Source organism: Ereboglobus luteus, from assembly GCF_003096195.1.
Classification (GTDB): domain Bacteria; phylum Verrucomicrobiota; class Verrucomicrobiia; order Opitutales; family Opitutaceae; genus Ereboglobus; species Ereboglobus luteus.
Map to the genome: position 1 here is coordinate 4,035,734 of NZ_CP023004.1, position 23,078 is coordinate 4,058,811.

Annotated in this window: 22 protein-coding genes and 1 tRNA gene; 12 read left to right on the top strand and 11 right to left on the bottom strand. The window is 58.8% G+C overall.

Annotation, left to right across the window (positions count from 1 at the left end):
* Positions 1 to 423 precede the first annotated feature (423 nt).
* Positions 424 to 1,494, bottom strand: a complete 1,071-nt coding sequence (locus tag CKA38_RS14660; protein ID WP_108826236.1) for a transposase — start codon at positions 1,492 to 1,494, stop codon at positions 424 to 426.
* A gap of 191 nt (positions 1,495 to 1,685) precedes the next feature.
* Between CKA38_RS14660 and CKA38_RS14665 the strand changes: the two genes are divergently transcribed.
* Positions 1,686 to 2,180, top strand: coding sequence for a hypothetical protein (locus CKA38_RS14665; RefSeq protein WP_152032894.1), 495 nt, complete (start codon positions 1,686 to 1,688; stop codon positions 2,178 to 2,180).
* A gap of 121 nt (positions 2,181 to 2,301) precedes the next feature.
* Here the strand turns inward: CKA38_RS14665 and CKA38_RS15580 are convergent, their stop codons facing one another.
* Positions 2,302 to 2,784, bottom strand: a complete 483-nt coding sequence (locus tag CKA38_RS15580) for a DUF6530 family protein (protein WP_152032895.1) — start codon at positions 2,782 to 2,784, stop codon at positions 2,302 to 2,304.
* 446 nt (positions 2,785 to 3,230) lie between these two features.
* Between CKA38_RS15580 and CKA38_RS14670 the strand changes: the two genes are divergently transcribed.
* From CKA38_RS14670 to CKA38_RS14680, 3 genes are all read left to right on the top strand, one after another.
* Complete coding sequence (locus CKA38_RS14670) at positions 3,231 to 3,506, top strand: type II toxin-antitoxin system Phd/YefM family antitoxin (RefSeq protein WP_108826238.1); 276 nt, start codon at positions 3,231 to 3,233, stop codon at positions 3,504 to 3,506.
* Between the two features lie 4 nt (positions 3,507 to 3,510).
* Positions 3,511 to 3,915, top strand: coding sequence for a PIN domain-containing protein (locus CKA38_RS14675; protein WP_161554945.1), 405 nt, complete (start codon positions 3,511 to 3,513; stop codon positions 3,913 to 3,915).
* Positions 3,916 to 4,303: 388 nt separating this feature from the next.
* The gene (locus CKA38_RS14680) at positions 4,304 to 5,371 is read left to right on the top strand and encodes a LacI family DNA-binding transcriptional regulator (RefSeq protein ID WP_108826240.1); all 1,068 of its coding nucleotides are present in this window, start codon (positions 4,304 to 4,306) and stop codon (positions 5,369 to 5,371) included.
* A gap of 109 nt (positions 5,372 to 5,480) precedes the next feature.
* On the opposite strand, the gene CKA38_RS14685 is transcribed toward CKA38_RS14680, so the two are convergent.
* The 6 genes from CKA38_RS14685 to CKA38_RS14710 all read right to left on the bottom strand — a co-directional run bounded on the left by CKA38_RS14685 (position 5,481) and on the right by CKA38_RS14710 (position 13,187).
* Positions 5,481 to 7,727 carry a sialate O-acetylesterase gene (locus CKA38_RS14685; protein ID WP_108826241.1) on the bottom strand — a complete coding sequence of 749 codons (2,247 nt, stop codon included), beginning with the start codon at positions 7,725 to 7,727 and terminating at the stop codon, positions 5,481 to 5,483.
* Between the two features lie 148 nt (positions 7,728 to 7,875).
* Positions 7,876 to 9,216, bottom strand: a complete 1,341-nt coding sequence (xseA, locus tag CKA38_RS14690) for an exodeoxyribonuclease VII large subunit (RefSeq protein WP_108826242.1) — start codon at positions 9,214 to 9,216, stop codon at positions 7,876 to 7,878.
* A complete protein-coding gene (locus CKA38_RS14695; RefSeq protein WP_108826243.1) occupies positions 9,209 to 9,979 on the bottom strand; it encodes a TVP38/TMEM64 family protein in 771 nt (256 codons plus the stop codon). The genes xseA and CKA38_RS14695 overlap by 8 nt, the downstream gene beginning before the upstream one ends.
* A 161-nt stretch (positions 9,980 to 10,140) precedes the next feature.
* Positions 10,141 to 10,827 carry an HAD family hydrolase gene (locus CKA38_RS14700; RefSeq protein WP_236919060.1) on the bottom strand — a complete coding sequence of 229 codons (687 nt, stop codon included), beginning with the start codon at positions 10,825 to 10,827 and terminating at the stop codon, positions 10,141 to 10,143.
* A gap of 120 nt (positions 10,828 to 10,947) precedes the next feature.
* Positions 10,948 to 12,798, bottom strand: coding sequence for a YgiQ family radical SAM protein (locus tag CKA38_RS14705; RefSeq protein WP_108826244.1), 1,851 nt, complete (start codon positions 12,796 to 12,798; stop codon positions 10,948 to 10,950).
* A gap of 312 nt (positions 12,799 to 13,110) precedes the next feature.
* Positions 13,111 to 13,187 (bottom strand) — tRNA-Glu (locus CKA38_RS14710).
* Positions 13,188 to 13,363: 176 nt separating this feature from the next.
* On the opposite strand from CKA38_RS14710, the gene CKA38_RS14715 reads away from it, so the two are divergent.
* The gene (locus CKA38_RS14715; RefSeq protein ID WP_108826245.1) at positions 13,364 to 14,578 is read left to right on the top strand and encodes a hypothetical protein; all 1,215 of its coding nucleotides are present in this window, start codon (positions 13,364 to 13,366) and stop codon (positions 14,576 to 14,578) included.
* Between the two features lie 27 nt (positions 14,579 to 14,605).
* On the opposite strand, the gene lptE is transcribed toward CKA38_RS14715, so the two are convergent.
* On the bottom strand, positions 14,606 to 15,088 hold the full coding sequence (gene lptE / locus CKA38_RS14720) for an LPS assembly lipoprotein LptE (RefSeq protein ID WP_161554946.1): 483 nt from the start codon (positions 15,086 to 15,088) through the stop codon (positions 14,606 to 14,608).
* A 22-nt stretch (positions 15,089 to 15,110) separates the two neighbouring features.
* Here lptE and CKA38_RS15825 point away from each other — a divergent pair, with 22 nt between their 5' ends.
* Together CKA38_RS15825 and serS are read left to right on the top strand one after the other, a co-directional pair.
* Positions 15,111 to 15,350, top strand: a complete 240-nt coding sequence (locus CKA38_RS15825; RefSeq protein ID WP_161554947.1) for a hypothetical protein — start codon at positions 15,111 to 15,113, stop codon at positions 15,348 to 15,350.
* Positions 15,325 to 16,596: a serine--tRNA ligase gene (serS, locus tag CKA38_RS14725; protein WP_108826247.1), complete on the top strand. Its 1,272-nt coding sequence runs from the start codon at positions 15,325 to 15,327 to the stop codon at positions 16,594 to 16,596. Before CKA38_RS15825 ends, serS begins: the two co-directional genes overlap by 26 nt.
* Positions 16,597 to 16,634: 38 nt before the next feature.
* Here the strand turns inward: serS and CKA38_RS14730 are convergent, their stop codons facing one another.
* Both CKA38_RS14730 and CKA38_RS14735 read right to left on the bottom strand, forming a co-directional pair.
* Positions 16,635 to 16,940: a YhbY family RNA-binding protein gene (locus CKA38_RS14730; RefSeq protein WP_108826248.1), complete on the bottom strand. Its 306-nt coding sequence runs from the start codon at positions 16,938 to 16,940 to the stop codon at positions 16,635 to 16,637.
* 28 nt (positions 16,941 to 16,968) lie between these two features.
* Positions 16,969 to 17,670 (bottom strand): pseudouridine synthase, encoded by a 702-nt coding sequence (locus tag CKA38_RS14735; protein WP_108826249.1) that lies wholly within the window; start codon positions 17,668 to 17,670, stop codon positions 16,969 to 16,971.
* 174 nt (positions 17,671 to 17,844) lie between these two features.
* On the opposite strand from CKA38_RS14735, the gene CKA38_RS14740 reads away from it, so the two are divergent.
* The 5 genes from CKA38_RS14740 (at position 17,845) to obgE (ending at position 22,972) form a co-directional block, all read left to right on the top strand.
* Positions 17,845 to 18,768 carry a bifunctional methionine sulfoxide reductase B/A protein gene (locus CKA38_RS14740; protein ID WP_108826250.1) on the top strand — a complete coding sequence of 308 codons (924 nt, stop codon included), beginning with the start codon at positions 17,845 to 17,847 and terminating at the stop codon, positions 18,766 to 18,768.
* Positions 18,769 to 18,840: 72 nt separating this feature from the next.
* Positions 18,841 to 20,307 carry an oxygen-independent coproporphyrinogen III oxidase gene (gene hemN, locus CKA38_RS14745; RefSeq protein WP_108826251.1) on the top strand — a complete coding sequence of 489 codons (1,467 nt, stop codon included), beginning with the start codon at positions 18,841 to 18,843 and terminating at the stop codon, positions 20,305 to 20,307.
* 119 nt (positions 20,308 to 20,426) lie between these two features.
* Complete coding sequence (locus tag CKA38_RS14750) at positions 20,427 to 20,696, top strand: hypothetical protein (RefSeq protein ID WP_108826252.1); 270 nt, start codon at positions 20,427 to 20,429, stop codon at positions 20,694 to 20,696.
* A 136-nt stretch (positions 20,697 to 20,832) separates the two neighbouring features.
* On the top strand, positions 20,833 to 21,999 hold the full coding sequence (locus CKA38_RS14755; protein ID WP_108826253.1) for a D-alanyl-D-alanine carboxypeptidase family protein: 1,167 nt from the start codon (positions 20,833 to 20,835) through the stop codon (positions 21,997 to 21,999).
* Positions 21,959 to 22,972, top strand: coding sequence for a GTPase ObgE (obgE, locus tag CKA38_RS14760; protein WP_108826254.1), 1,014 nt, complete (start codon positions 21,959 to 21,961; stop codon positions 22,970 to 22,972). The genes CKA38_RS14755 and obgE overlap by 41 nt, the downstream gene beginning before the upstream one ends.
* Positions 22,973 to 23,078 lie beyond the last annotated feature (106 nt).

Consider the following 23,078-nt stretch of genomic DNA (forward strand, 5'->3'; position numbering starts at 1 on the left):
TCTCGCCTGCGCTGCTATGAAGGCCAGTTGGTCAAGAGGGAAATAAGTTTTTTTGGAAAATATGGTATAGTTTGAGTATTGAGGCGGTTGTTTTGCTTTCTTTGGTTTTGTTGCCCCGCCGGGGGTGCGGGGGCGGCGAGCGCCCCGCTTGTTTGCGGCATGATTTTTGCAAAGTGCCTTGCGTCCGAAACCGGTGGGAATGGTCCAACCGGTCAAGCTGCTATCCGCGCGTGGCGAGTGCTAGCGCAACCTACTTTGTTCGAGGCGTTGGGCCAAATGGGGACGCAAGCGAGAGGCACTATCTCCAAAGATCGGGGGATTCCCAAGCGCAGGCACGTGCGCGCTTCACTTGCGAAAATCTGCCGTGTGTGGCGGCGGGCAAAATGTTAAAGAACAGGGGGACAGGCGCGGGACATCGCGCCATCAAGTCATGACGAGGCCGAGTTTTTCGGGGGTGGTTCTTGAGGTGCTCAGCCGCCAAATGTCCACTGTGAGCCGGCGGGCGGCGGCCACCGCCAGTTTTTTTCTCGCCGATCCACGAATGATGCCCTCGGCGAGTTTTTGCACGGGCGGGTAGTTTGGCTGCCAGCGGGAGAGTCTCCAAATTGCCTCAACAAGCAGTGCACGGATACGGCAGTTGCCGTGCCGGTCGATGCTGCCTTCCTTCAAACTGGTTCCCGACTGGCAAACGCCGGGGCACAAGCCGGTGTAGGAACTAACCTGGCGGCGGTTGTTAAAGTGTTTCCATCCGTGCGCTTCCCGGGAAAGCACCACCCAAGTGAGCGCCCCCAATGCCTTCGGAAGACTTGCAGGCGCGGTTTGTTCTATTTTTTCGCGTTCGCGTTTTTCAAGCGTGTCGAGTTTCTCGATCACTTCTCGCATGCTTTCAAGCGAGCCGTGCATCCAGGCCGGAAGCGTTTCCTTGAGTGTTTCCCAGCGTTTTTTCTGCCACCATTTGCCGGTGATGTGGTGGCCGTGGCGCAACATCAGGCTGCGTCCGCGGTGTTCCCATGAGAGGCGTTCCTTGCGATACATCTCACGTTCGCGCGTCTGGGTGCGTTCCCGCTCCTGCTTTTCGGTGGGCACGTGCACCACGCTGAAGGCTTTCGTGTTCCCGCGCTCGTAGCTGTCGAGCAGCGCCACCAGCGCCTGCGCGGCGATTTTGTCGGTCTTGCGGCTCTTGCCCCTGCCGAGCAGTTGCGGCGCGATGACAAGGCTTTTTACTCCCGCCTTCTGAAGCTGGCGGTGCAGCACGTAGCCGCATGGCCCGGCTTCATACACACTGCTCATTTTGATCGCCGCCTTGAGAAGTGATTTTGCCAGGTGCAGCAACTGCTCGCTTTGCATTTTTTGCGAACGCAGCGGCACCGATGCGTCCAGTTTGATCGCCACCACCACGTCCCTCGCGTGCTGGTCTATCCCCAGTCGCACTGTTTGCGGCTTGGCGTTGATGATTCGTTCGATTAGTTTGGTGTGGTTAGTTATAGTATTCATACGAGGCCGACGGGTTAGCGGGGGTTCCCCTGCTTGTCGGCCTCATGGTATCTCCACCACGTCGCGACGGCATACCCGCGCCGCCGCGATTTTGACTTGATGTGACCGGGGAACCGCGTGAATCGGGCGGAGCCGATGACAACTTCGGCACGTCACCGGAAAACGGACTTCGCGCGATTCCGCAAAACATCATGATTACATGCGAAACGACGTTCGTCATGGAACTGCTCAACCTGCCCAAAGGCCGCAAACGCACGGCACTGCGCATCGAGTTGCTCCAAAATATCAACCTCGGTGAAACCGCGATTTTCCGCCTTTTGAGAGGCTACCTCGAAGCTTCGCTTTGGACATCGACTGACGACGAGGGCGAACCGCTCGACAAGGATTTCTGCATAACAAATATTGCCACCGAATCTCTCTTGAGTGCATGGGCAGAGTGCTCCCGCTTCATTCGCGAAAATGAAACTGACCTGACTCACCTTGATGACGCGCGAAACGGATATAACTTTTGGCTCTCAAGGTCGAGCTACGGCAGCGGTGGATTCGGGGACGAGCGCCCCAGCGACGAATCCGCCGAATGCGCGATGAGGCAACTCACTCATGCCAGCCACGTCTTTGGTGAAATCGACCTTTACCTTGGCGATGACCGCAAACAGCACTTCAGCAACGAAAGTGCCGTCGTATGAGGAATGCCTCACGTCCACCGTGGTTCGCAAGCGCGCCATGATTGACGTTATTGGCGACTCAAAAGATGACAACTGATTACTAAAACGGTAAGGCTATTTTCCTAATTTATCATTGCTCCATTTAAATCTTTCCTCTTCTGCGCAAGTCATTCAGCGTATCGCAAAGAGAGTTCAGCCGCTCTTTCAAGAGTCCACTATGAGTAGAAAGCCAATTATTGAAAATTTGCGCTTCTGCCGAAGAGATGGATTCCATTTGAACTGTTATGGCATCATCCTGTTGCGAAAATGTATCGCCCTTAATTTTCAATGTTTGATTTGAGGAATCGAACAATGCTTTGGCTATAAATATGGATAAATCTATCGGCCGATGTATCGGCAACTCCTCGGCTTGCCGACTCCACTGGCCAGTGTGTCGCATGACTTTTGCTGACACATCATTGTTGTCATACTGTGCCAATCCAACTGATAAATATGAGGCATCAGTTGAATTAATATACATGCCGTCAAATTTTTCATACGGCATCGCATAAATAGGCTTATGCGCTAAATGGTGAGGCAATTGGTGCGTGGGAATGTAAGCGTTGTTATTTGATTTGAATGGCATTATTTTTTAGTGTGTTAAAGTGTGTTTTTCAGGCAAGAATTTTCAAATTAAAATGCACATTAAATCGCATGTTTTATCTATGGACAAAAATGCACTACCTCGATAAACAAATGCCCCGCAGTTGAAACTTTCGCATGTGGTTTAATTCCAGACACAGCGTGCTTCAGGGCGAATCACAACCGATAATCGCAGTCACGTGAAAAACACACGCCCCGGCTAGCGAGTATATCACGACGAGCAAGGAGTTCTCGCCTGCGACTCGCTTGGCTGCGCTCCTCCTTGCGCATCGTGCTTTCTCGCAGCAATGGGGGCTTTTGTCTTCCATAAAAGATGGGGGAGGACGCCACTTGGAAAATCAATCGCGCGTTTGTCGATCCGTCCCTTTGCCTGCTGTTTTTTTTGGATAAGTTTGACACGAAAATGCGATTTTATGTATTTTACGCATCATGAGAACGCTAACTGTCACAGAGGCCGTGCGCAATTTTTCCGATGTCATCGGACGAGTTCGCTACGCCGGGGAAGTCACAACCCTGACTAAGGGCGACAAACCCATAGCCCGGATCGTGCCGGTCAAACCCGTCCGCACGACTGCGGATTTTCTGGCATGGGCGAATGATCCAGATCGACCGCGCCTCGCGCCCGAGGAGCTGGCGGCGTTTGAACGCGACATCGAGACGGCGCGCAAACACGCCAACCAACCGCCAGTCTCCAAATGGGAGTGAACCGATGAACGGCATCATATTGGACACATCGGTCGTCATCGCCGCCGAAAAGGGCAAACTCGACCTGAACGGTTTGCTGGGTCGCCAACAACCCTGCCCGATTGCCATTGCGGCAATCACCCTTTCCGAACTGCTCCACGGTGTCGAACGAGCCGACACGACGGCACGCGGCAAGGCTCGCGCCGCATGGCTGGAATCATTTCGGGCTACCGTGACCATCATCGACTTTGACGAAGGCTGCGCGCGCGTTCATGCAAAGTTGTGGGCGAAGCTCGAAGCCGCCGGCGAGCGCATCGGCGCGCATGACATGCTGATCGCCGCCACCGCGCTCACCCACAACATGCGCGTGGCGACATGCAACGCCGGCGAGTTCAAGCGCGTCGCAAACCTGAAGGTTATCACCCCGTGATCACCCGTCCAATGGCCCAAATCGTATTCAAATAATGGATACTCACATGGTGAATTTGCCCAAGATTTGACAGGGATTTGTCAAACAGAGTGCTTTTCGCTTGCTTTCGTTGCACTTCATTGCTTCTCTTTAATCGTCATAAACCATTAACAATCAACTAAGTCCAAAAGACCCAAAGATTTAGGAATCGCAGATAGGCGGGTTCGAATCCCTCCCTCTCCGCCAGTTTAACCGTTGGAAAACAACAGTGCTGTTGCATCGTCCGGTCAGGCTTGAGGATAACTCCGCCGAATTAGAAAAGCGGACGATTGTCTTTTTTTAAAATGAAGATGACCGAGTTTGACATGCGGGATGTGTCATTGATCATACGACAAACCTTTTTGTTACCGTGAAAAGCAAACATACCGAACCCAAAACCGTCACCCGCCCCATTCGTTCCACGACCGAATTTGCCCGTCATGTCGGGCTTGCTCGCACCACTGTTTCACGCGTGCTTAACGGACAGCCCGGTCTCAAAAAAAAGACGATTGACCGCGTGAACCGGGCGATTGAGGAAACCGGCTTTGTTCCCAACGCCTACGCGCTGCATCTGAAGGGCAAGCGCACGCAAACCGTCGGCGTGTGCGTGCAAAATCTTTCGTTCCCAATTCTCGTGAACAAACTCGCAACCTTGCAGGCCAAGCTCCGCGACAGGGGCATCACCACATTCATCGAAGTGGTCGATGGCGACAGCTACGAGGGAGCGGTTCGCAACTTTCTTTCGCTGCGTGTGGAGGCGATGGTGTTTCTCGGCTATTTCGACGAGGGGAAAATCGAGCGCCAGCTTCAGGGGCTCGTGAACAATGGCACACCGAGCCTGATAATCGACCATTTCGGCATCAAGGGCGCCAACACGGTGACACTTGACCGCGCGCGCGGCATGGTGGCCATCACGGAGCACCTGCTCGATCTCGGGCACCGGCGGTTCGGACTGCTCGGCTACTCGGAAAGTTTCCGCAGCACGCACGAGCGCACCCGAGGCATCCGCGAGGCACTCGAGGAGCGCGGGCTCGACTTCGACAAATGCACGGAAAACATCGACGACCAGATTGTCCGCACGAGCGATTTTGAATTCGGGCGCGCGCTCGTGCGCACGTTCATCGAGCGCGGCAAGCCGCCGACCGCGTTTATCGCGCTCAACGACGTCCTGGCCGCCGGCGCGATCCACGGGGTGAGGGACATGGGCCTCCGAGTGCCCGAGGATTTTTCGGTGAGCGGTTTCAACAACCAGGACATTTGCTCGATGGTCGTGCCCAATATCACGAGCGTCGACCAGCGTGTGGACAAGACGATCCAGGTCGCGGTTGATTTTGTTATCGACCAGATGGGAAAACCACTGCGCACAAAACCCGTCGTAAAAATGATCGACCCATTGCTCATCGTGCGCGGTTCAACCGGTCCCGCGCGGGGACGGTAACTTTGCGCAAAAAAAACAACCCGCTGTTTTAAAGCGGGTCGTGGATGAGTGGTTTACCGGGACCGAGCGGGAGTGCGTTGTCCGGAATTGCCTGCAATCCAAAAGGCGCTCACTCGGTTTTCACGAGCACCAGGAGGCGGGCGGACTGGAGGCTGCTGCCGGACTTGGAGAAGGTCCAGTCGGGGTTTTTGTTTGCACCGGTCTGGTTGCCGATGCCGATGTCGCAGTTCTTGCCTTCGCTCCAGTGGTTGTAGGCGATGATGGTTTGTTTTTCGGCGGTGTTGTGGATTTGCATGGAGCCGTAGCCGGGCGAGCGTCCGGTGCTCATGCCGTCGCCGAAATCATAAAGCTGGTCGCTGGCGCCGGGGACCTTGGTGGCGTTGGCGCCGGAGTAGTTGCAGTCCCAGAACTCGATGTTGCCCCGCGCGAAGCTGCCGTTTTTCACACCGCGGACGTTGGAGCGCACGACGAGGTTGGTGACGTTTTGCTGGAAGCGCGCGCCCGAGTTTTTGGTGGGGACGCCTAGTTTTTTCGCATCCTGCGCAAAGGCGTCGAACGAGACGACGGCGTGAGTGTCCCTGTCGTTATGGTCGGTGAGGGAAAGGAAGTAGGCGACGCGCTTGATTTTTTTGCCGGCAAACTTGGCGGCGTTGTTGACATTGTAGGTGACTTCGTGGCCCTTGGAGGCGAGAGGGTTGAGGTCGTAGAGAACTTGGAAGCCCTTGGCGTCGTCGCCGAGTTTTGCGATTTCGGCGGGCAGGGGGATTTCGCCATGTGTGAATGCGCCGACTTGAAGGCCGGTGGCTGCGTCGCGGAGGTTGGGCTCGGCGGTGCCGGACCAAGCGTAGCGGACGGCGGCGGGCTGCGTGACGCCCTCGGCGCGAACGGTGACGGTGTTGTCCTTGATCGTGGCGCCGGCCTTGTGCCAGCCGGAGGCGTCGGCGATTTCAAACCAGTCGGGCGCGGCGTTGTCGCGTGTGGCGAGCTTGGCGGTGTTGCCAAAGGTGATGACGGCGGAGTCGCGCTCGAAGCGGATTTCCGACGGCGCCGGCGAGTCGCATTTCACTTGGGTGATGCCGTAGGTTTTGTTGAGGGCGAGGAGGGCGAGGCGCGCGCCGACGGTGAGTTTGTTTCTCGGGTGGATGTCCTGAATGTTGCCAATGTCGTTGATGATGGCGATGCCGGAGTGTTTGTCGTCGCGGGCGAAGCGCTCTTGGGCGGCCCAGATTTTGGGCAGGGTGACGGTGTCGTTGTATTTGTAGGGGGCGAGCTGGACAATGTGCAGGGGCATCGCGGGGTTTTCAAACTCCGCGCGCCAGGATGCGATGAGGGCATTGAGTTTGTCGTAATAGAGGGCGCCGTCGGCGCGGTTGGCCTCGCCCTGATACCAGATGGCGCCCTGGACGGCGAAGGGGACAAAGGGAGCGATCATGGCGTTGTAGAGGACGGTGGGGTTTTGATGGCGGCTGGCCATGTCGGTGCTCAAGGGGCGAAGCGCCTTGGGAAACTCGGGCGGCGGCGCGATGACTTTGCCGGCGGCGGTGGCGGCGCGCGCGGTGGCGAGCCAGGATTCCTGCGCGGCGATGGCCTTCGCGGTGAGGGTTTTGTTGGCCTCGGTGCCGGGCTGGACCGATTGCACGCGGGTGTTTATTTCGGCGAGCGCGGGGACGGCGGCGAAACCGGCGGGGCTGGTCCACGGCTCGATGCGCGTGCCGCCCCAACTGGTGTTGATGAGACCGACGGGGATGTTGTTCTTGAAGGCGTTCAGGAGGGCGCGTCCGAAGTAGTAGCCGACGGCGGAAAACTTCGGCGTGGTTTCGGGCGCGGCGGCGGCCCAGGCCCAGGAGTTTTCGAGGGGGATGTCGTCGCGAGGCGTGTCGCTCCAGGTTTTCTTGACGTGGAAGAGGCGGAGGTTGGGGTGGCTGGATTCGGCGATGGCGTCGGCGCCGTTCTCCGACTTCTGGAGCGTCCATTCCATGTTGGACTGGCCGGAGCAAATCCACACGACGCCGACGAGCACGTTGTTGAAACGCAGGGTGTTTTTGCCGGCGATGGTGAGTTCGCGGGGCGTGGGTTTCGGGTCGGCATGAAGCGGGTCGAGGTTCACGCGCCACTTGCCGTCGGCGCCGGCCACGGCGGACTTGGTCTGGTCGGCAAAGGTGACGGTGACTTTTTCACCGGGCGCGGCGCTGCCCCAAACGGGAACGGGACGGCCAAGCTGGATCACCATGTTGTCGCCGAAAATGGCGGGAACCTTCACATCGGCGTTGAGCGCGATGCCGGCGCCGGCAAATACGAGCGCCAAAAGGAAGGCGCGGAGGTTGCGAAATGGACGGGCGTATGTTTCTAAATCCATGATATTGTGATTTGTGTTTTTGGGTGACAGAATGAAGACTCCAACCGTTTGGCAGGCGGATTGCGAGATTGTCTTTCACAGGGGAAGGAAAATACCGGCGGATGATGAAGCAACCTTCACCGCTCTCGACGCGACTGGCGCGCACGTCCTACAGGCCAAGCTCCGGCTCTGTCGCACTCATGCGAACCTTCCCGTCGGCAAACTCCGCGACCACCGGCTGGCCGGCATTCACTTCCGCGCGGCGCGCAAGCGGCCGTCCCGCCTCATCGCGCATGATCACGAAACCGCGATTCAACACCGACCGGGGACTCGCCGCCTGCAAGCGCTTCCAGAGACCGAGCAACTGTTGCGATGCCATCTGCACACGCGTTTCCGGCGAGCGCGCCGCAAAGGTCGATCTCGCGGCGGTGAGTTGCTGCCGCTTCAACAATGTCGCGTGCTGAAACGCGGACGCGAGCCGTCCGGCCATGTCATCAAGCCGCAAATGTCCCTGCTCGATCCGGGCCGACGGCGAAAGCAGCCGCAAGTGCGCGCGAAGACTGTCGAGTTGATCGCGCGCGCGTTCGATGCGTTCGCCCAACAATTTTCCGAGTGTTTCTCCCGCTCGCGTCATGCGCTCCACGCAATGCACAAACTGGCTCGAAATCAGTTCCGCCGCGCCGCTCGGTGTTTCCGCGCGCAAATCCGCCGCGAAATCGCACAGCGTAAAATCAATCTCGTGCCCCACCGCCGAAATGACCGGCACCCGGCAGGCCGCGACCGCGCGAACAAGCGCCTCCTCGTTGAACGCCCACAAATCCTCCAGGCTTCCGCCGCCGCGGCCGATCACGAGCAAGTCAAAAATCCCCAGAGATTCGGCGGCGCGCAGCATCGCGGCCATTTCCTCCGCCGCGCCCTCGCCCTGCACTTTCGCAGGCAGCACGACAAGCCAGCCGCGCCAGCCGCGCCTCTTGAGAATTCGGATGAAATCCTGCACCGCCGCGCCCGTTGGCGAAGTCACAAAACCAATCGTCGCCGGCATCGGCGGAATGGCAGTCTTGCGCGCATTGTCGAAAAGCCCCTCGTCGGCGAGCCGCCGCTTGAGCGCCTCGAACTCCCGCTGCAACCGCCCCACCCCGTCCTCGACCACCGCGCGCACGATAATCTGATACTGTCCGCGCGCCTCGTAAACGCTCACCTGCCCGAACACGAGCACCTGCAATCCATCGCGCAACGCGACCGACTGGCGTGCCGCGTCACCGCGAAAAAGCACCGCGGCAACCTGCGCCCCCGCGTCTTTCAGGACGAAATACACATGGCCGCTTGCCTGCGCGCGCAAATTGGAAATCTCCCCGCGCACCCAGCACGGGCGGATTGATTGCGCGAGCGTGTCCTTCACGCGGCGTGTGAATTCCGTCACACTAAACGCGCGCTGGGTTTCGTCCGCAGACGGATTGCCGTCCTCGCCCCCGCGCCGTCCGAACAAGCCCCCGGCACCCTCGTCACTCATGATTGCCGCCTTCCCCGGCATCAACGGACTTGTCGCTTTTCATCGCCGCTTTTTTGGTGATCCGCCTGCGCACGATACGGGTGGCGACGATCAGCAAGGCAATAAAAACCACGGCGACAAAAATCCCCTTGAAGGAGCCGCTTTCCTTGAAGGTGTCGAAATTTTTCCCGAGAAAAATCATGGCAAAGGCCCACCCGTATTGGCCTAGAAACGAGACGACCATGTAGGGCAAAAAGCGCACTTTCGCGAGCCCCAGAATGTAGGATTGTATGACATACGGCGGCCCCGGAACAACACGGAGAAACAAACACGCCGTGATGTGCTCGTCACTCGGAATCACGGGCAGTTTGTAGCCGAGTTTTTTGACCAGCCGCTCAATCACGGGGCGCATCGCATACCGGGCCAGCCAGTAGGAAATCGCATTGGCGCACATCAGGCTCAGCGCGGCAAAAAGACTTGTCCAGAAAATGCCCAGCTTGGGAACGAACACCAAGCCGGCGGTAATGTTAAAAAGCGATATGGGCATGCCAATCGCGGGGCCAATTCCATACGCGGCAAAAAACCAACCGCTGCCGGCGGCGCCAATCGTCTCCACAAAATCAGCAAGGAGGGCGCCCGTTTGCTGCATCAGCACTTTTACCTGCGGCCAGAACCCGACAGCCAATGCGCCACCGACCAAGGCGCACGCAAAAAACGCAATGATGAGTTCGCGTTTATAGCGCTTGTGCAAAGGCTTCGGCTGGGAATCGGTATTGTCGGACATTGGTTGGAAATGCGTAAAAAGTCTTGGTAAAAAAGCCAAGCAACCACCCCGGCATCCCCGTGGCAAGTGGGTTTATGAAAAGGGCTGAAAGACTGAAAGGCCGAAGGGCTGAAAGATTGAAAATGCGGAAGTCGGAAAGTCAGAAACCTGAGGACCGAATTTCAGAATCCCGCCTTTTTGGCCAGCTCGGGCAAATCCGCACACACTTCGGTCGCGCCCGCCTCGCGCAATGCCTCCGCCGTGTGCGTGCCGGTTGTCACGCAATAACACGGGAAGCCGCCGTTCACACCCGTCTGCGCGTCATAGATCGAATCGCCGATCAGGCACACGCCTTGCACGCCGCCCGCCTTGCCCACGCGCGCGGCATCGTCGGGCTTTCCGAGCGTGTTGAGCGCGTGCGCGGCGAATTCGTTTTGCGGCTTGAGCCACGGAGTGTCCGCCGCGCCGAAAATCCCGTCGAGCAAATGCGCCACGCCCAGATGCTCGCACACCTTGCGCGACGAAGGACCGTGCTTGTTGGTCAGCACCGCGCAACAAACACCGGCGCGATTCAACGCCTCAAGCAATTCGCGCGCGCCCGGCAGCAAACGCACGCCGTCGAGCATGTTTTTGTCCCAAAATTCCTTGTAAACCGGCAGCGCCTGCGAAACCAAATCCGGCCTGTCGTCCGCAAAAATCCGCGTCACCGCAACATCCACACCCGCGCCCACCGCGCGGTGCACCTCGTCCATCGACGGCTCGCTCAAGCCAAAATGCCGCCGCGTGTGACAATGCGCGCGGTGGATCGCATCAAAATGATCCAGCAGCGTGCCGTCCAAATCGAAAAAAATTGTGTGAAAACGCATCATGTCGCCTGACAGCATTATGAATCGCATCCGCCGAGAACAGATGAAAGTGCGCCCTTTTTTCACCAACCAGCCTGTCCCGCCAGTTGGACAAGGCTTCGATGGGGTTGCGAAAAAATTTCGCTATCTCCGTTTCGCCCCCGGCCTTTTCCACGCGGGTCCCTGTTTGCGGGCGTCGAAAAAATACGACCGCTGTTTCAATTTTTCCTCCGGCGTGCGCGCCACGTAGGCGGGCGTGCCGGTGTAAGGATCGAAACCGCTGTAATAAATCGCCGAGTCGAGCGTCATCGGCGTCGGCGTGAAATCCTGCACCTGCTCCAGGCGAAAACCCAGCCGCTTCAAATCGCCTTGCAGCGCGCGCATGTCGCGCTCCTCGCAATACGGCAGGCTCGAAATAAAATACGGCACCAATTGCTCGCGCAATCCCTCGCGCTCGTTGAGCTCGTCGAACGCCGCCTTGAAAACCTCGAACAACTTGAACGACGGTTTTCGAATGTGGCCGAGCACCTGCGGCGCGCTGTGCTCCGGCGCGACTTTCAGGCGTCCCGACACATGATGCCGCACCAGTTGCCCGAAATACTCCCCGCCGTCCTTCGAGCGGAATCCGTTTTCATCGAGAAAAATATCGTAGCGAATCCCGCTGCCCACAAACGCGCGCTTCACCTTTGGATGCTCGAGCACCTTGCGATAGAGCGCGGTCAGGCGCGACAAATCCGTGTTCAAATTGCGGCACACGCGCGGATGCAGGCACGACGCGCGACGGCATTGCGCGCAAATCGACTCGTCCTTCCCGCGCAATCCATACATGTTTGCCGACGGCCCGCCAAGATCGCTGATGTTACCCGCGAAATCGGGCATCCGCGCGACATTTTCCACCTCGCGCAAAATCGACGCCTCCGTGCGCTCCGAAATAAATTTCCCCTGATGCGCCGAAATCGTGCAAAAACTGCATCCGCCAAAACACCCGCGGTGCATTGTGATCGAATGCCTGATCATCTCGTAAGCGGGGATGCGTTTCCCGCGATAACGCGGATGAGGCAGCCGAGTGTAAGGCAGGTCGAACGATGCGTCCGTCTCCGCCGTTGTCAGGCTCGGCCAGGGCGGATTCGCCACGATCGCGCGCTCATCGCCGCCCCCCATCGGTTCGACAATCGTTGCCGCGCGCACGCGATTCGACTCCTCCTCGATCACACGAAAATTCTCCGCGAACTTGCGCCGGTTCGCCACGCATTCCGCAAACGAATGGAGTGCGCGGATCTCAGTGGCGCTGGACTCCTGCTCGCAATTCATTCCGCGCTCCACCCGCGCCGTCTGCCGGACATCCCGCAACTCCCCCGCCCGCTCGCCCCGCGCGAGCCGCTCCGCGATTTCCACAATCGGTTTCTCGCCCAGCCCATACACGAGCAAATCCGCGCCGCTTTCCATCAGCACCCCCGGCTTCAGCGCATCCGCCCAATAATCATAATGCGCAAACCTTCGCAGCGACGCCTCGATTCCACCGAGCACCACGGGCACATCCGGCCAAAGTTGTTTTAGAATTTTCGAATAAACAGTGACCGCGTAATCGGGCCGCTGCCCCGCGCGTCCGTCCGCCGTATAGGCATCGTCGCTGCGCAGGCGTTTGTTCGCCGTGTAGTGGTTGACCATGCTGTCCATGCAACCGCCCGACACTCCAAAAAACAAACGGGGCCGCCCCAGCTTTTTGAAGTCGCGCAAATCGTCGCGCCAGTTTGGCTGCGGCACGATCGCCACGCGATACCCGCGCGCCTCCAGCACCCGTCCGATCACCGCCGCGCCAAACGAAGGATGGTCCACATAGGCATCACCGCTGAACAAAATGACATCCGCACAATCCCATCCGCGAGAATCCATTTCCTTCCGCGAGGTCGGCAGCCACGCATCGGGCTTGAACTGCGATTGCAAATCGGGAACCCGTCGCGGTTGCTGCTGCGAATGTTGAGTGTGCGAAGTCATTGATGTTTGTCAGCCGCAACAAGGCGGGCATGCGACCAATCAAACGCAAAATGCTGCGCTTTGAGAAGCATTTATAGATTCACGCAGATGCCGGGCAAAGATGCGTAGCGACAACAGCATCCAAAAAACAATGAAACAGTGTTCGTTTTATGCGTCAAATTTGATGCGATACGTCCTAGCCGATAAAACACATCATTTTGGATGATAATTGGATGCGAAACAAGAATAAGGCAGCCAATGGTGCGGATGGGGTTGGGTTTTCAAAAAAAGCAAAAACCCTCGCATTTGATTAAAAATGCGAGGGTTTGAAATTGGCGTCCCCACGGGGATTCGAACCCCGGTTCTCACCGTGAAAGGGTGGTGTCCTAACCGGGCTAGACGATGGGGACTAATCCGGAAGAACCGCGAACGCTACGAGTCGCCTTCCTTTGCGCAAGGTTTTTTTCGAGTTTCTTTTGCCTTTGAAATTTCAGGGACGCACACGACGGACACCAAACCATGTTTTCCCGAAACCGCATTACGGACTTCTCAATGCCTCAAAATTGCATTTGTCTGTTTTCTTTTCATGAAACGCCTCGCTCCTTTTGCCCTGTTCGCAGCCTTGTTCTGTCTATTTGTCGGTCCGTTGCTCGGGGCCGTGCTGCCCGCCGCAACCACAACGGCCCCGCCTGCGGACAAATCGCCTGCGGGCACGATCTCGTCCACCATCACCACGATCACCGGAATCGCCATTTCCCCGCTGCTCGGCACAGGAGTTTACGGTGCGTATAAATACGTGCGCGCGTCGGATGAGGACCGGGCGAAACTTGCCTGGTATGCGCAGCCCGCGTTTTTTATTCCGGCGCTGCTGATCGCGCTGGCATGCGCGTTCAAGGACACGCTGGGGGCGGTTTTGCCGGCGGGATGGAAAAAACCGCTCGATATTTTGGAGACAGTTGAAAACAAGGCGTCGGGCCTCGTCGCCGCGGGTGCGGTGGTGCCGTTCACAATGGATTCGCTGCGCGGATTGGTCGCGGAATACGCGGCACCGGCCCCCGGCGCGACGGAGTCGACGGGACTGGCGATGATGAACCTGGCCGCAATCGATTTTTCATGGCTATTGAACATTCTCACGGTGCCGCTCGGCATAGCCGTTTTTGCCGTGGTGTGGATGGCGTCGCATGCAATCAACGTGCTCATTTTGCTGAGTCCGTGGGGCGCGATCGACGCGGCGTTGAAGAGCGCGCGCACCGCGCTGCTCGGGCTGATCACGGTCACGGCCACGCTGGATCCGAAGATAGCCGCGATCATGTCGGTGGCGGTGATAATCATTTCGTATTTTGTGGCGGGCTGGTCGTTCCGGTTGATGATTTTTGGAACAGCGTTCACTTGGGATTATTTCACATTCCGCAAATACCGCTTCAAGGTAAACGCCTCGGCCAACAAGGTTTTCAGCGGCGCGCATTTGGAAAAAGTGCCGCTGCGCACATTCGGACGTTTGATCAACGAACCGGAAACCGGCGGCCTGCGTTTCGCGTTCAAACCGTGGCTCGTGATGCCGGAGCGCTCGGTCGAGGTGAAGTTGAAGGAGCCGTTTGTGGGCAGGGGCCTGTTTTTCTCAAGCGTGCGCGACGGCGAATACACCCTGTTCTTGCTGCCGCCGCGTTATCGCGGGCACGAGGAGGAAGTCGTGAAAACCTACAACCTTTCGGGCGGCGTGAAGGACGCGGGGCTCCTCAAGGCGTGGAGCTCGATGCGGGAGCTGTTCGGCGGAAGCGCGACAAAGACACAAGTCACCTAATGGCCGCCGCAGACGGGCTCCGGTTTTTCACCAGACATCCAGCACGGCGTGCGTCACGCCGCTTGCCAGCGAGGAGGCCAGCAACGGCATCGCGTTGTATTCGGCCTGCAGCTGGTCGCTTTGGCGCGCGTCAAAAGTGGGCGTGGTAAAAATCTGCCTCGTGGATGAAACCGGGCGTTTTTCAAAATACACCTTGCCGTCATTTGCACCCTGAAGCGTGCATACGGCGAGAACCGTGAGGTCGAACTTGCGGGCGAGCCCGGAATCGTCGGCGCGCGACGTGGTCATGTTGCGCGTGTAGCGCTCGAGCGTGACTGTGAGCGTGACATCGGCGGCGGCGGCCGAGTTGACGACCGCGAGGCGTCCATCACGCACAAAGCTTTCCCGCAGTTGCGCGGAAAAAATCGCGGCGCCTTGGGGAATGTTCGCGGCATTTTCGACGGGCGCGATGTAGATCGTGCGAAAAGGCAGCTTGCCGCCGGAACCAAGTTGATAATGCGAACAGGACACAAAAAACGCGCCGCAGCACAGCATGAGCGCGACCGAAAAAAAACGTGGTAAAAAATTACGCATGGAAAACACGAGTGTCCGTGATTTTTCCGATGCACGGGCAAAAGACAACAACCTTATCCCGGCTGCCCGGGGAAGCCGCGACGATCCGGCGCGGCGCATTTTACGTCCCTCAACAGTTAAGATTTTGCGTGTCAGCGCATGGGTTTCACGCTTTCATTGTCGTTTTTCCATCCATGCTCGATCCAAAACTGCTTCGTGAATCGCCCGACACCGTGCGCGCGGCGATTGCCAAAAAACATCTTCAAGTCGATCTCGACGCCGTCATCGCGCTCGACAACGCGTGGCGCGCGCTCTTGCAGGAAACCGAGGCGCTGCGCTCCAAGCAAAAGGCCGCGAACGGCGAAATGGTCAAACTGCCGAAAGGCTCGCCCGAGTTCATCGCGAAAGTTGCCGAGATGAAGGCGGTGTCCGCGCAAGTGAAGGAAAAGGAGGCCGCGCTTAAGGACGCCGAGGAGAAGTGCCGCGCCGCCATGCTCTCGCTGCCAAACATCCCGCACGAAAGCGTGCCCGAGGGCGCGACGCCGGAGCAGAACGTCGTTTTTTCGACGCACGGTGACATCGCCGCGCTCGTTTCGCAGCACGCCAAACCGCACTACGAAATCGACGGTTTCAACAAGCTCTTCGACTTTGATCGCGGCGCGAAAGTGACCGGCGCGGGTTTTCCGTTCTACGTCGGCGACGGCGCGAAGATCGTGCGCGCGCTGCTCCAGTTCTTCCTCGATGAGGACACGAAGGCCGGCTACACGGAGGTCAATCCGCCCATCTTCGTCAACGAGGCCAGCGCCACCGCCGTCGGCCAGCTCCCCGACAAGGAGGGCATGATGTATGAGACGATCCCCGACCGTTTTTACGCGATTCCCACGGCCGAGACTCCGCTCACCAATTTCTTCCGCGACGAAATCATCGACGAGGCCGCGCTGCCGGTCTGCCGCTGCGCCTACACGCCGTGCTTCCGCCGCGAGGCCGGCAGCTATGGCAAGGACGTGCGCGGACTCAACCGCCTGCACCAGTTCGACAAGGTCGAGCTGCTCAAATGGGTGCATCCGTCAAAAAGCTACGAGGAGCACGACAAGCTCCGCGACGACGCCGAGCGCCTATTGCAAAAACTCGAGCTCCCCTATCGCGTGCTCCTGATGTGCGGCGGCGACCTCGGATTTTCGCAGTCGAAAAAATACGACCTCGAAGTCTGGTCGGGCGGGCAAAAACGCTGGCTCGAAGTTTCGAGCTGCTCAAATTTCGAGTCGTTCCAGGCGCGTCGCGCGCAAATCCGTTTCCGCGGCAAGGACGGCAAGCCCGAGCTCGTCCACACGCTCAACGGCTCCGGCCTCGCGATCCCTCGCGTGCTCTCGGCGCTCTTGGAAAACAACCTGCAGGCCGACGGCCGCGTGAAAATCCCCTCCGCGCTCGCACCGTATTTCGGCAAGGAATATTTGTCGTTCGCGTGATCGTTTTGCAAGGGCGCCGATTGCGGCGCCCCGCGACATCAAATCTCAACACGCTGTTTCGCCTTGGCCTCCTGCCGGCGGAAAAACAGCGCCGTGCCACCCACCGCGCCGACGCACACACAACGACCCTCGTCGGCGATTTGTTCGCATAGTTCGGCGCGCACGTCGCGGTCTTTTTCGAGCAGCCGCACCTTGATCAGCTCGTGCGCGTTGAGCGCGCGCTGCAGCTCCAATAAAAATTCGCGGGTGATTCCGGATTTGCCGAGCTTGAGCACCGGCTCGAGCGTCTGCCCGATGCCGCGAAGCTTTTTTCTCTGCGCGCCCGTGAGTGGAAAGTCATACATGGTTTCGAAGAAATTTTCTGAAATAGAATCAGTCGAAAAAATTGATTGGCAATTCGCGAAATGCGCCCGGCTCAATGCCGTCCAAGTCGAGCGGGCCGAACTTTTCGCGATGCAGCGCGAGCACCTCGCTGCCCTGGCTCGCCAGCATCCGGCGCACCTGGTGGTAACGCCCCTCGGTGAGCGTCAGCTCCGCCGTATTCGGATTTAGGATACGCAACTGGGCGGGCAGGCATGGCTGCTTTTCGCCGTCAAGCACGAGCGAGCCCGATGCAAACAACCCGACTGCCTCCGGCGGAACCGGGTTCGCGACAGTCGCGCGATAAACTTTCGGCACCTTGTGCTTTGGCGACGTGAGCCGGTGCACGAGCGCGGTTTGATCGGTCAGCAGAATCAAGCCGCTGGTGTCCTTGTCGAGCCGCCCGACACTCGTCACCTGCGGATTGCGCGCGCGCCAGCGCGGGGGCAACAGTGAATAGACATTCGGGCCCTCGCGCGGATCGTGCGAGCACACAAGGCCGGTGGGCTTGTTGAGCACGACAAGAATCCCCTCGGGATGATCCAGCGGCGCGCCATCAACGAGCACATTTGCCGGGTCAACTTTTGCAGAGGTGTCGCGCAACACCCCGTCCGAATCGCGCAGCGTCACCGCGTGCGTTTTCAGAAACAGTCGCGCCTCGCTGCGCGAGCAGTAACCGAGGCTGGCAAGAATTTGGTCGAGTCGACGGCGCATGGCGGGTGATATTTTTTAAAAAGATGTAAACAAAACGCCGAGGCTGACAACGATTGTTGCGCGCCGGGCCGTTGCAATTTGATTATTCTTTTTTGATGAGCCACTCTCCGCCAACTTTCCAGAGCCCAAACCAAAACATGCCGACATTATGATTCCAATGACGCCCGACCAACCATGAAAATCAGACTCCATATTTGGATTTTCCTGCTCCTCGCTATGACCAGCAACGCCGAACAACCCCAGCCGCCAATCAAAACCAACCCGCTCACCCCCGAGGAGGCGCGGGTGATTCTCAACAAGGGCACGGAGCAGGCGTTCAGCGGCAAATATTACAAGTTCGGCGACAAGGGCGTTTACACCTGCAAACATTGCGACGCGATCCTGTTCCGCTCGTCCGACAAGTTTGACTCCGAATGCGGCTGGCCGAGTTTCGACAACGACATCCCCGGAGCCGTGAAAAAAACTCCCGACGCCGACGGCAGGCGCACGGAAATCGTCTGCAATCGTTGCGGCGGCCACCTCGGCCACGTTTTTCACGGCGAGCGTTTTACGGAAAAAAACACGCGCTACTGCGTCAACTCGATCTCGCTCAATTTTGTGCCGTCATCGAAAATGAAAGTTGAGAAGGCCTATTTTGCCGCCGGGTGTTTTTGGGGCGTTGAGTATTATCTGGAAAGGGCAAAGGGCGTGGTCGCGACAACCGTCGGCTACATGGGCGGAATGACCAAGAATCCAACCTACAGGCAAGTGAGTGCCGGCGGCACCGGTCACATCGAAACGGTCGAGGTTGTTTACGATCCGCTGCAAACCGATTTCGAGTCGCTCGCCCGCCTCTTCTTCGAGATCCACGATCCCACGCAAACAGACCGGCAGGGGCCCGACATCGGCGAGCAATACCGCGGCGCGATTTTTTATCTCAACGACGGGCAAAAAAACACCGCGGAAAAATTGATCCGCCTCCTGAGGAACAAGGGCCTGAACGTCGTGACCAAACTGGAGGCCGCGCCAACATTCTGGAAGGCGGAGGATTATCACCAGCAATACTACGACAACAACGGCAAACAACCCTACTGCCACGCCTACACAAAACGCTTTTGAAAAACGGCCGCGCCACATTGTAAACAGGTCAAAAAGCGTTAACTTTTTTTATTTAATTTTCGCAAGCACGACATGGATCAGTCCCACATAACCTCCACCAACGCCCCCGACGCGGCGCCCCGCGCATGCGCGTCGGCCTTTGACCTTGATTTGGTGCGCAAGTATTCCCATGTCGCGGCCCCCCGTTACACATCCTATCCGCCCGCAACCAAATTTTCAGAGGACCTGGCCTTGCTGCGCGCCGGGGACGCGATCGCCGAGGACAACAATCCCGCCGCGGACGCCGAAGGCGGGCAGCCGCTCTCGCTGTATTTTCACCTGCCGTTTTGCGAGTCGCGCTGCTGGTATTGCGGATGCACGGCGGTGATCACGCGCGACCAAGGCGCGGCGGACGCCTACCTGGACGACCTCGCGCGCGAACTGGAACTGGTCACGAGCAAAATCGACCGTCGGCGCAAGGTCGCGCAACTGCACCTCGGCGGCGGCTCGCCCACCTTTTTCACGCCCGACCAACTGCGACGCCTGAACGGCCTCGTGCGCGCGCACTTCGCCTATGCGCCGGATGCCGAGGTGAGCGTTGAAATTGATCCGCGCAAATTTTCGCAAGAGCATGTGCACGCGCTGCGCGAAATGGGCGCGACGCGCGCCTCGCTCGGCATACAAGACACCAACCGCCGCGTTCAGCTCGCGATCCACCGCTACCAGCCAAACACCCTGAACCGGCAGGCCGTCGCATGGCTGCGCGAGCAGGGTTTCACATCGATCAACTTCGACCTGATCTACGGGCTGCCGTTGCAAACCGCCGCATCCTTCGAGCGCACGCTGGACGATGTGCTCGCGCTTTCGCCCGACCGATTCTCGATCTTCAGTTACGCGCACATCCCCTGGATAAAACCCGCGCAACGCATTTTCGAGGACCGCGGGCAGCTTCCCGGAGCCGAGGAAAAACTGGCCATGTTTGCGCTCGCGCACAAGCAGCTCACCGGCGCCGGTTTTGTGGACATCGGGCTGGATCATTTTGCAAAACCCGACGACGAACTCGCCGCGGCGCTGCGCAACGGCACGCTGCAACGCAATTTTCAAGGCTACAGCACGAAGGCCGGAACATCGCTCTATGCGTTCGGCATGTCGGCGATTTCGCAAACCCGCACCGCATACTGGCAAAACACAAAGGACCTCGCCGCCTACCGCTCGATTCTCGCCGGCGGACGCCTGCCGGTGGCGCGCGCCCTGTGCCTCAGTGCCGAGGACCAGCGCCGTCGCACGATCATCATGCGCATCATGTGCAACCGCCAAATCGACTTCGCCTCGATGTCGGCGGAGCTGGGCGTTGACTTTGCGCAAACCTACGCCTGCGAACTCGCCTCGATGTCGGATTTGGTAGCCGATGGAATCGTGCGACTGACCTCCGACAAATTGGAAATCACACCAGTGGGCGTTCCGCTGCTGCGCCTGGCCGCCATGCGTTTCGACACCACGCTTGCCAAGCCGGCCGGCCCGGACGACTCCGCCCCGCCAATGCACGCGCGGGTAATCTGACGCAGAATTTTTTACACGCTGGCTGGCGTTGGGGCACCCTTGTTTGCATGGAGTGCAAAACGCCTGCCGCAAAAACGCCGGTTTGCCTTCTCCCAAAAAACGCTTAATTTTCCCGCATCATGAACCTCAAGACACTCATCGACGAAACGGCCAATCGTGCGGATGAAACGCTCGATGGTTGCACGAACCCATCGGAAGCCCGTTCGATCTTGCTCGAATTGCTCGCAGCCGAGCATCCGGAACTTCAGCAAGCCGACCTCCGAAAAATCGCCGAACAGGTCACTGTGATTCTCACCAACGAAGGATTCTTCGAAAGCGGCCCCGGCAGCGGCGGATGGGGAAGCAGCGACGATGACGACGAAAGCGACGGTTTGGCCGAGGACGAATAATATTCGGAACCCGGTTCCCCATAAAAAAGTTTGCAGCAAACGCACTTGGATCCTCTTGCGGCGCACTCATTTTCGCGACACCCCGCATTTCATCCTTTAACCCTGCGCGTGGACGCTCATTTTTGACGGTTCCGAAATGAGAATCCGTTTTTCCCAGCGCATCCTGTTCACCGCATTCGCACTTTTCCTGTTCGCCGCATCGCAACCGGCACTCCACGCCGCGCCCAAAAAATCAGCCAAGCCCGCCGCCGCGCCGGCCGTTTACAAGGGTGCCATCACCATCAATGTGCAGGACGGCTCCGTGCTCTTCGAGGATAACGCCGATATTATCAACCCGCCCGCCAGCATCACGAAACTGATGACCTTTCTTGTCGTGCATGACGCAATCAAGGCCGGCCAAATCTCGCTCGACACACCCGTCACCGTCACCGCCGAGGACAGCCGGCTCGGAGGCACGCAAGTCTGGCTCAAGGAAAAGGAGGTCTTCCCCGTCGAGGAACTGCTCTACGCACTCATGATTCACTCCGCCAACGACTGCGCAAATGCCCTTGCGCGCGCCACGGCCGGCTCGCGCGCCGCGTTTGTCGAGCGCATGAACATACGCGCCCGCCAGCTCGGCATGACAAACACCACCTTCGTCACTCCCCACGGCCTTCCGCCGGCCAGCCGCAAAATCAGTGAGGGAGACCTCTCCACCCCGCGCGATATCGCCCTGCTCTCCCGCCATCTCATCGCCCACACCGATATCCTCAAATACACCTCGGTGCGGTTGCGCAAATTCGGCGTGAATACGCGTCCGCAAAAATCACAAACCGACATGGTCAATCACAACAAGCTCCTCGGCAAAGTCCCGGGGGTGGACGGGCTCAAAACCGGATTCACCAACGGCGCCGGGTTCTGCCTCTCCGCCACCGCCGAGCGCGACGGACGCCGCGTGATAGTCGTTTCCATGGGCACGCCAAACCGCGTTGCGCGCGACGCGAAAATCGCCGAGCTCATCGAATCCGCCTTCGCCAAACTTTCCGAAATCCCCCTCTCGCCCGTTTCGGCCATCGCGGCGCCATCGCCTGTCGCGCCGACACCCGAGCCGCAATCCGCCCCCGCCCCGGCGCCCGTCACCGAGCCCGCGCAACCCGACGACATCCCGAGAATCGTCTTCCCTCGCCGGGCGGCTCCGGCAAGTCGCGCAAAAAATAACACGCGCGCCACCATTACAGGCTCGCCACACTCCGCATTCCGCATTCCACATTCCGCATTCAATTATGTTTATCGACGAATGTGTAATCAAAGCCCAAGCCGGTGACGGCGGACGCGGCTGCATCAGCTTCCGCCGCGAAAAATACGAACCCTGGGGCGGCCCCAACGGCGGCGACGGCGGGCGCGGCGGCGACATCGTGCTCCTCGGCGATGTGAACACCAACAATCTCATCGACTACAAATACAAGCCCCACTGGAAGGGCGAGCGCGGCGAGCACGGCATGGGCTCCGACTGCAACGGACGCGAAGGCCGCTCCGCCATTTTGAAAATGCCGCTCGGCACCGTCGTCATCAACGAGGAGACCGGCAAGGCCGTCGCCGAGATCGTGCACGAAGGCGAGCGCATCGTGCTTTGCAAGGGCGGCAACGGCGGCTGGGGCAACACCCGTTTCAAAAGCTCCACCAACCGCGCCCCCAAGCGCGCCAACCCCGGCGCGCCCGGCGAGGGCGGCACGTTCCGGCTTGTCCTCAAAAGCATCGCCGACATCGGCCTTGTTGGATTTCCCAACGCCGGCAAATCCTCGCTCACGAGCAAAATCACCAAGGCGCACCCCAAGACCGCCGCGTATCCTTTCACAACGCTGCACCCGCAGATCGGCGTCATCGAATACAACGACCTGAAAACGCAGGACCGCCTGCTCATCGCCGACGTGCCCGGCCTCATCGAGGGCGCGAGCGAAAACCGCGGCCTCGGTCATCGCTTCCTGCGCCACATCGAGCGCTGCACGCTGCTCATGTTCCTGATCGACATGGCGGGCACCGACGCCCGCGACCCGCGCGACGACTACGCCACGCTCCTCAAGGAACTAAAGCTCTACGATCCGGCGCTTGCGAAAAAAGCGCGCATTGTCGTCGCCAACAAAATGGACATCCCCGAGGCCGAAAAGAACCTGAAGAAGTTCAAGACCCGGCACAAAGTGGACATCCTGAAAATCTCCTGCCTGACCGGCGACGGCTTGGACAAGTTGAAGAAGGAACTCCTCAAGCGCGTCCGCAAGGCCAAGCCAAGTGGCAAATGAACCGCAAGCCACGGCGGGATGTTGCGTAAGCGCCAACCTCACCAAACCTGATTTTCAAAAAACACCCATTACGGCATAATGGGCGGGATTGATGCGGGAGGACCGG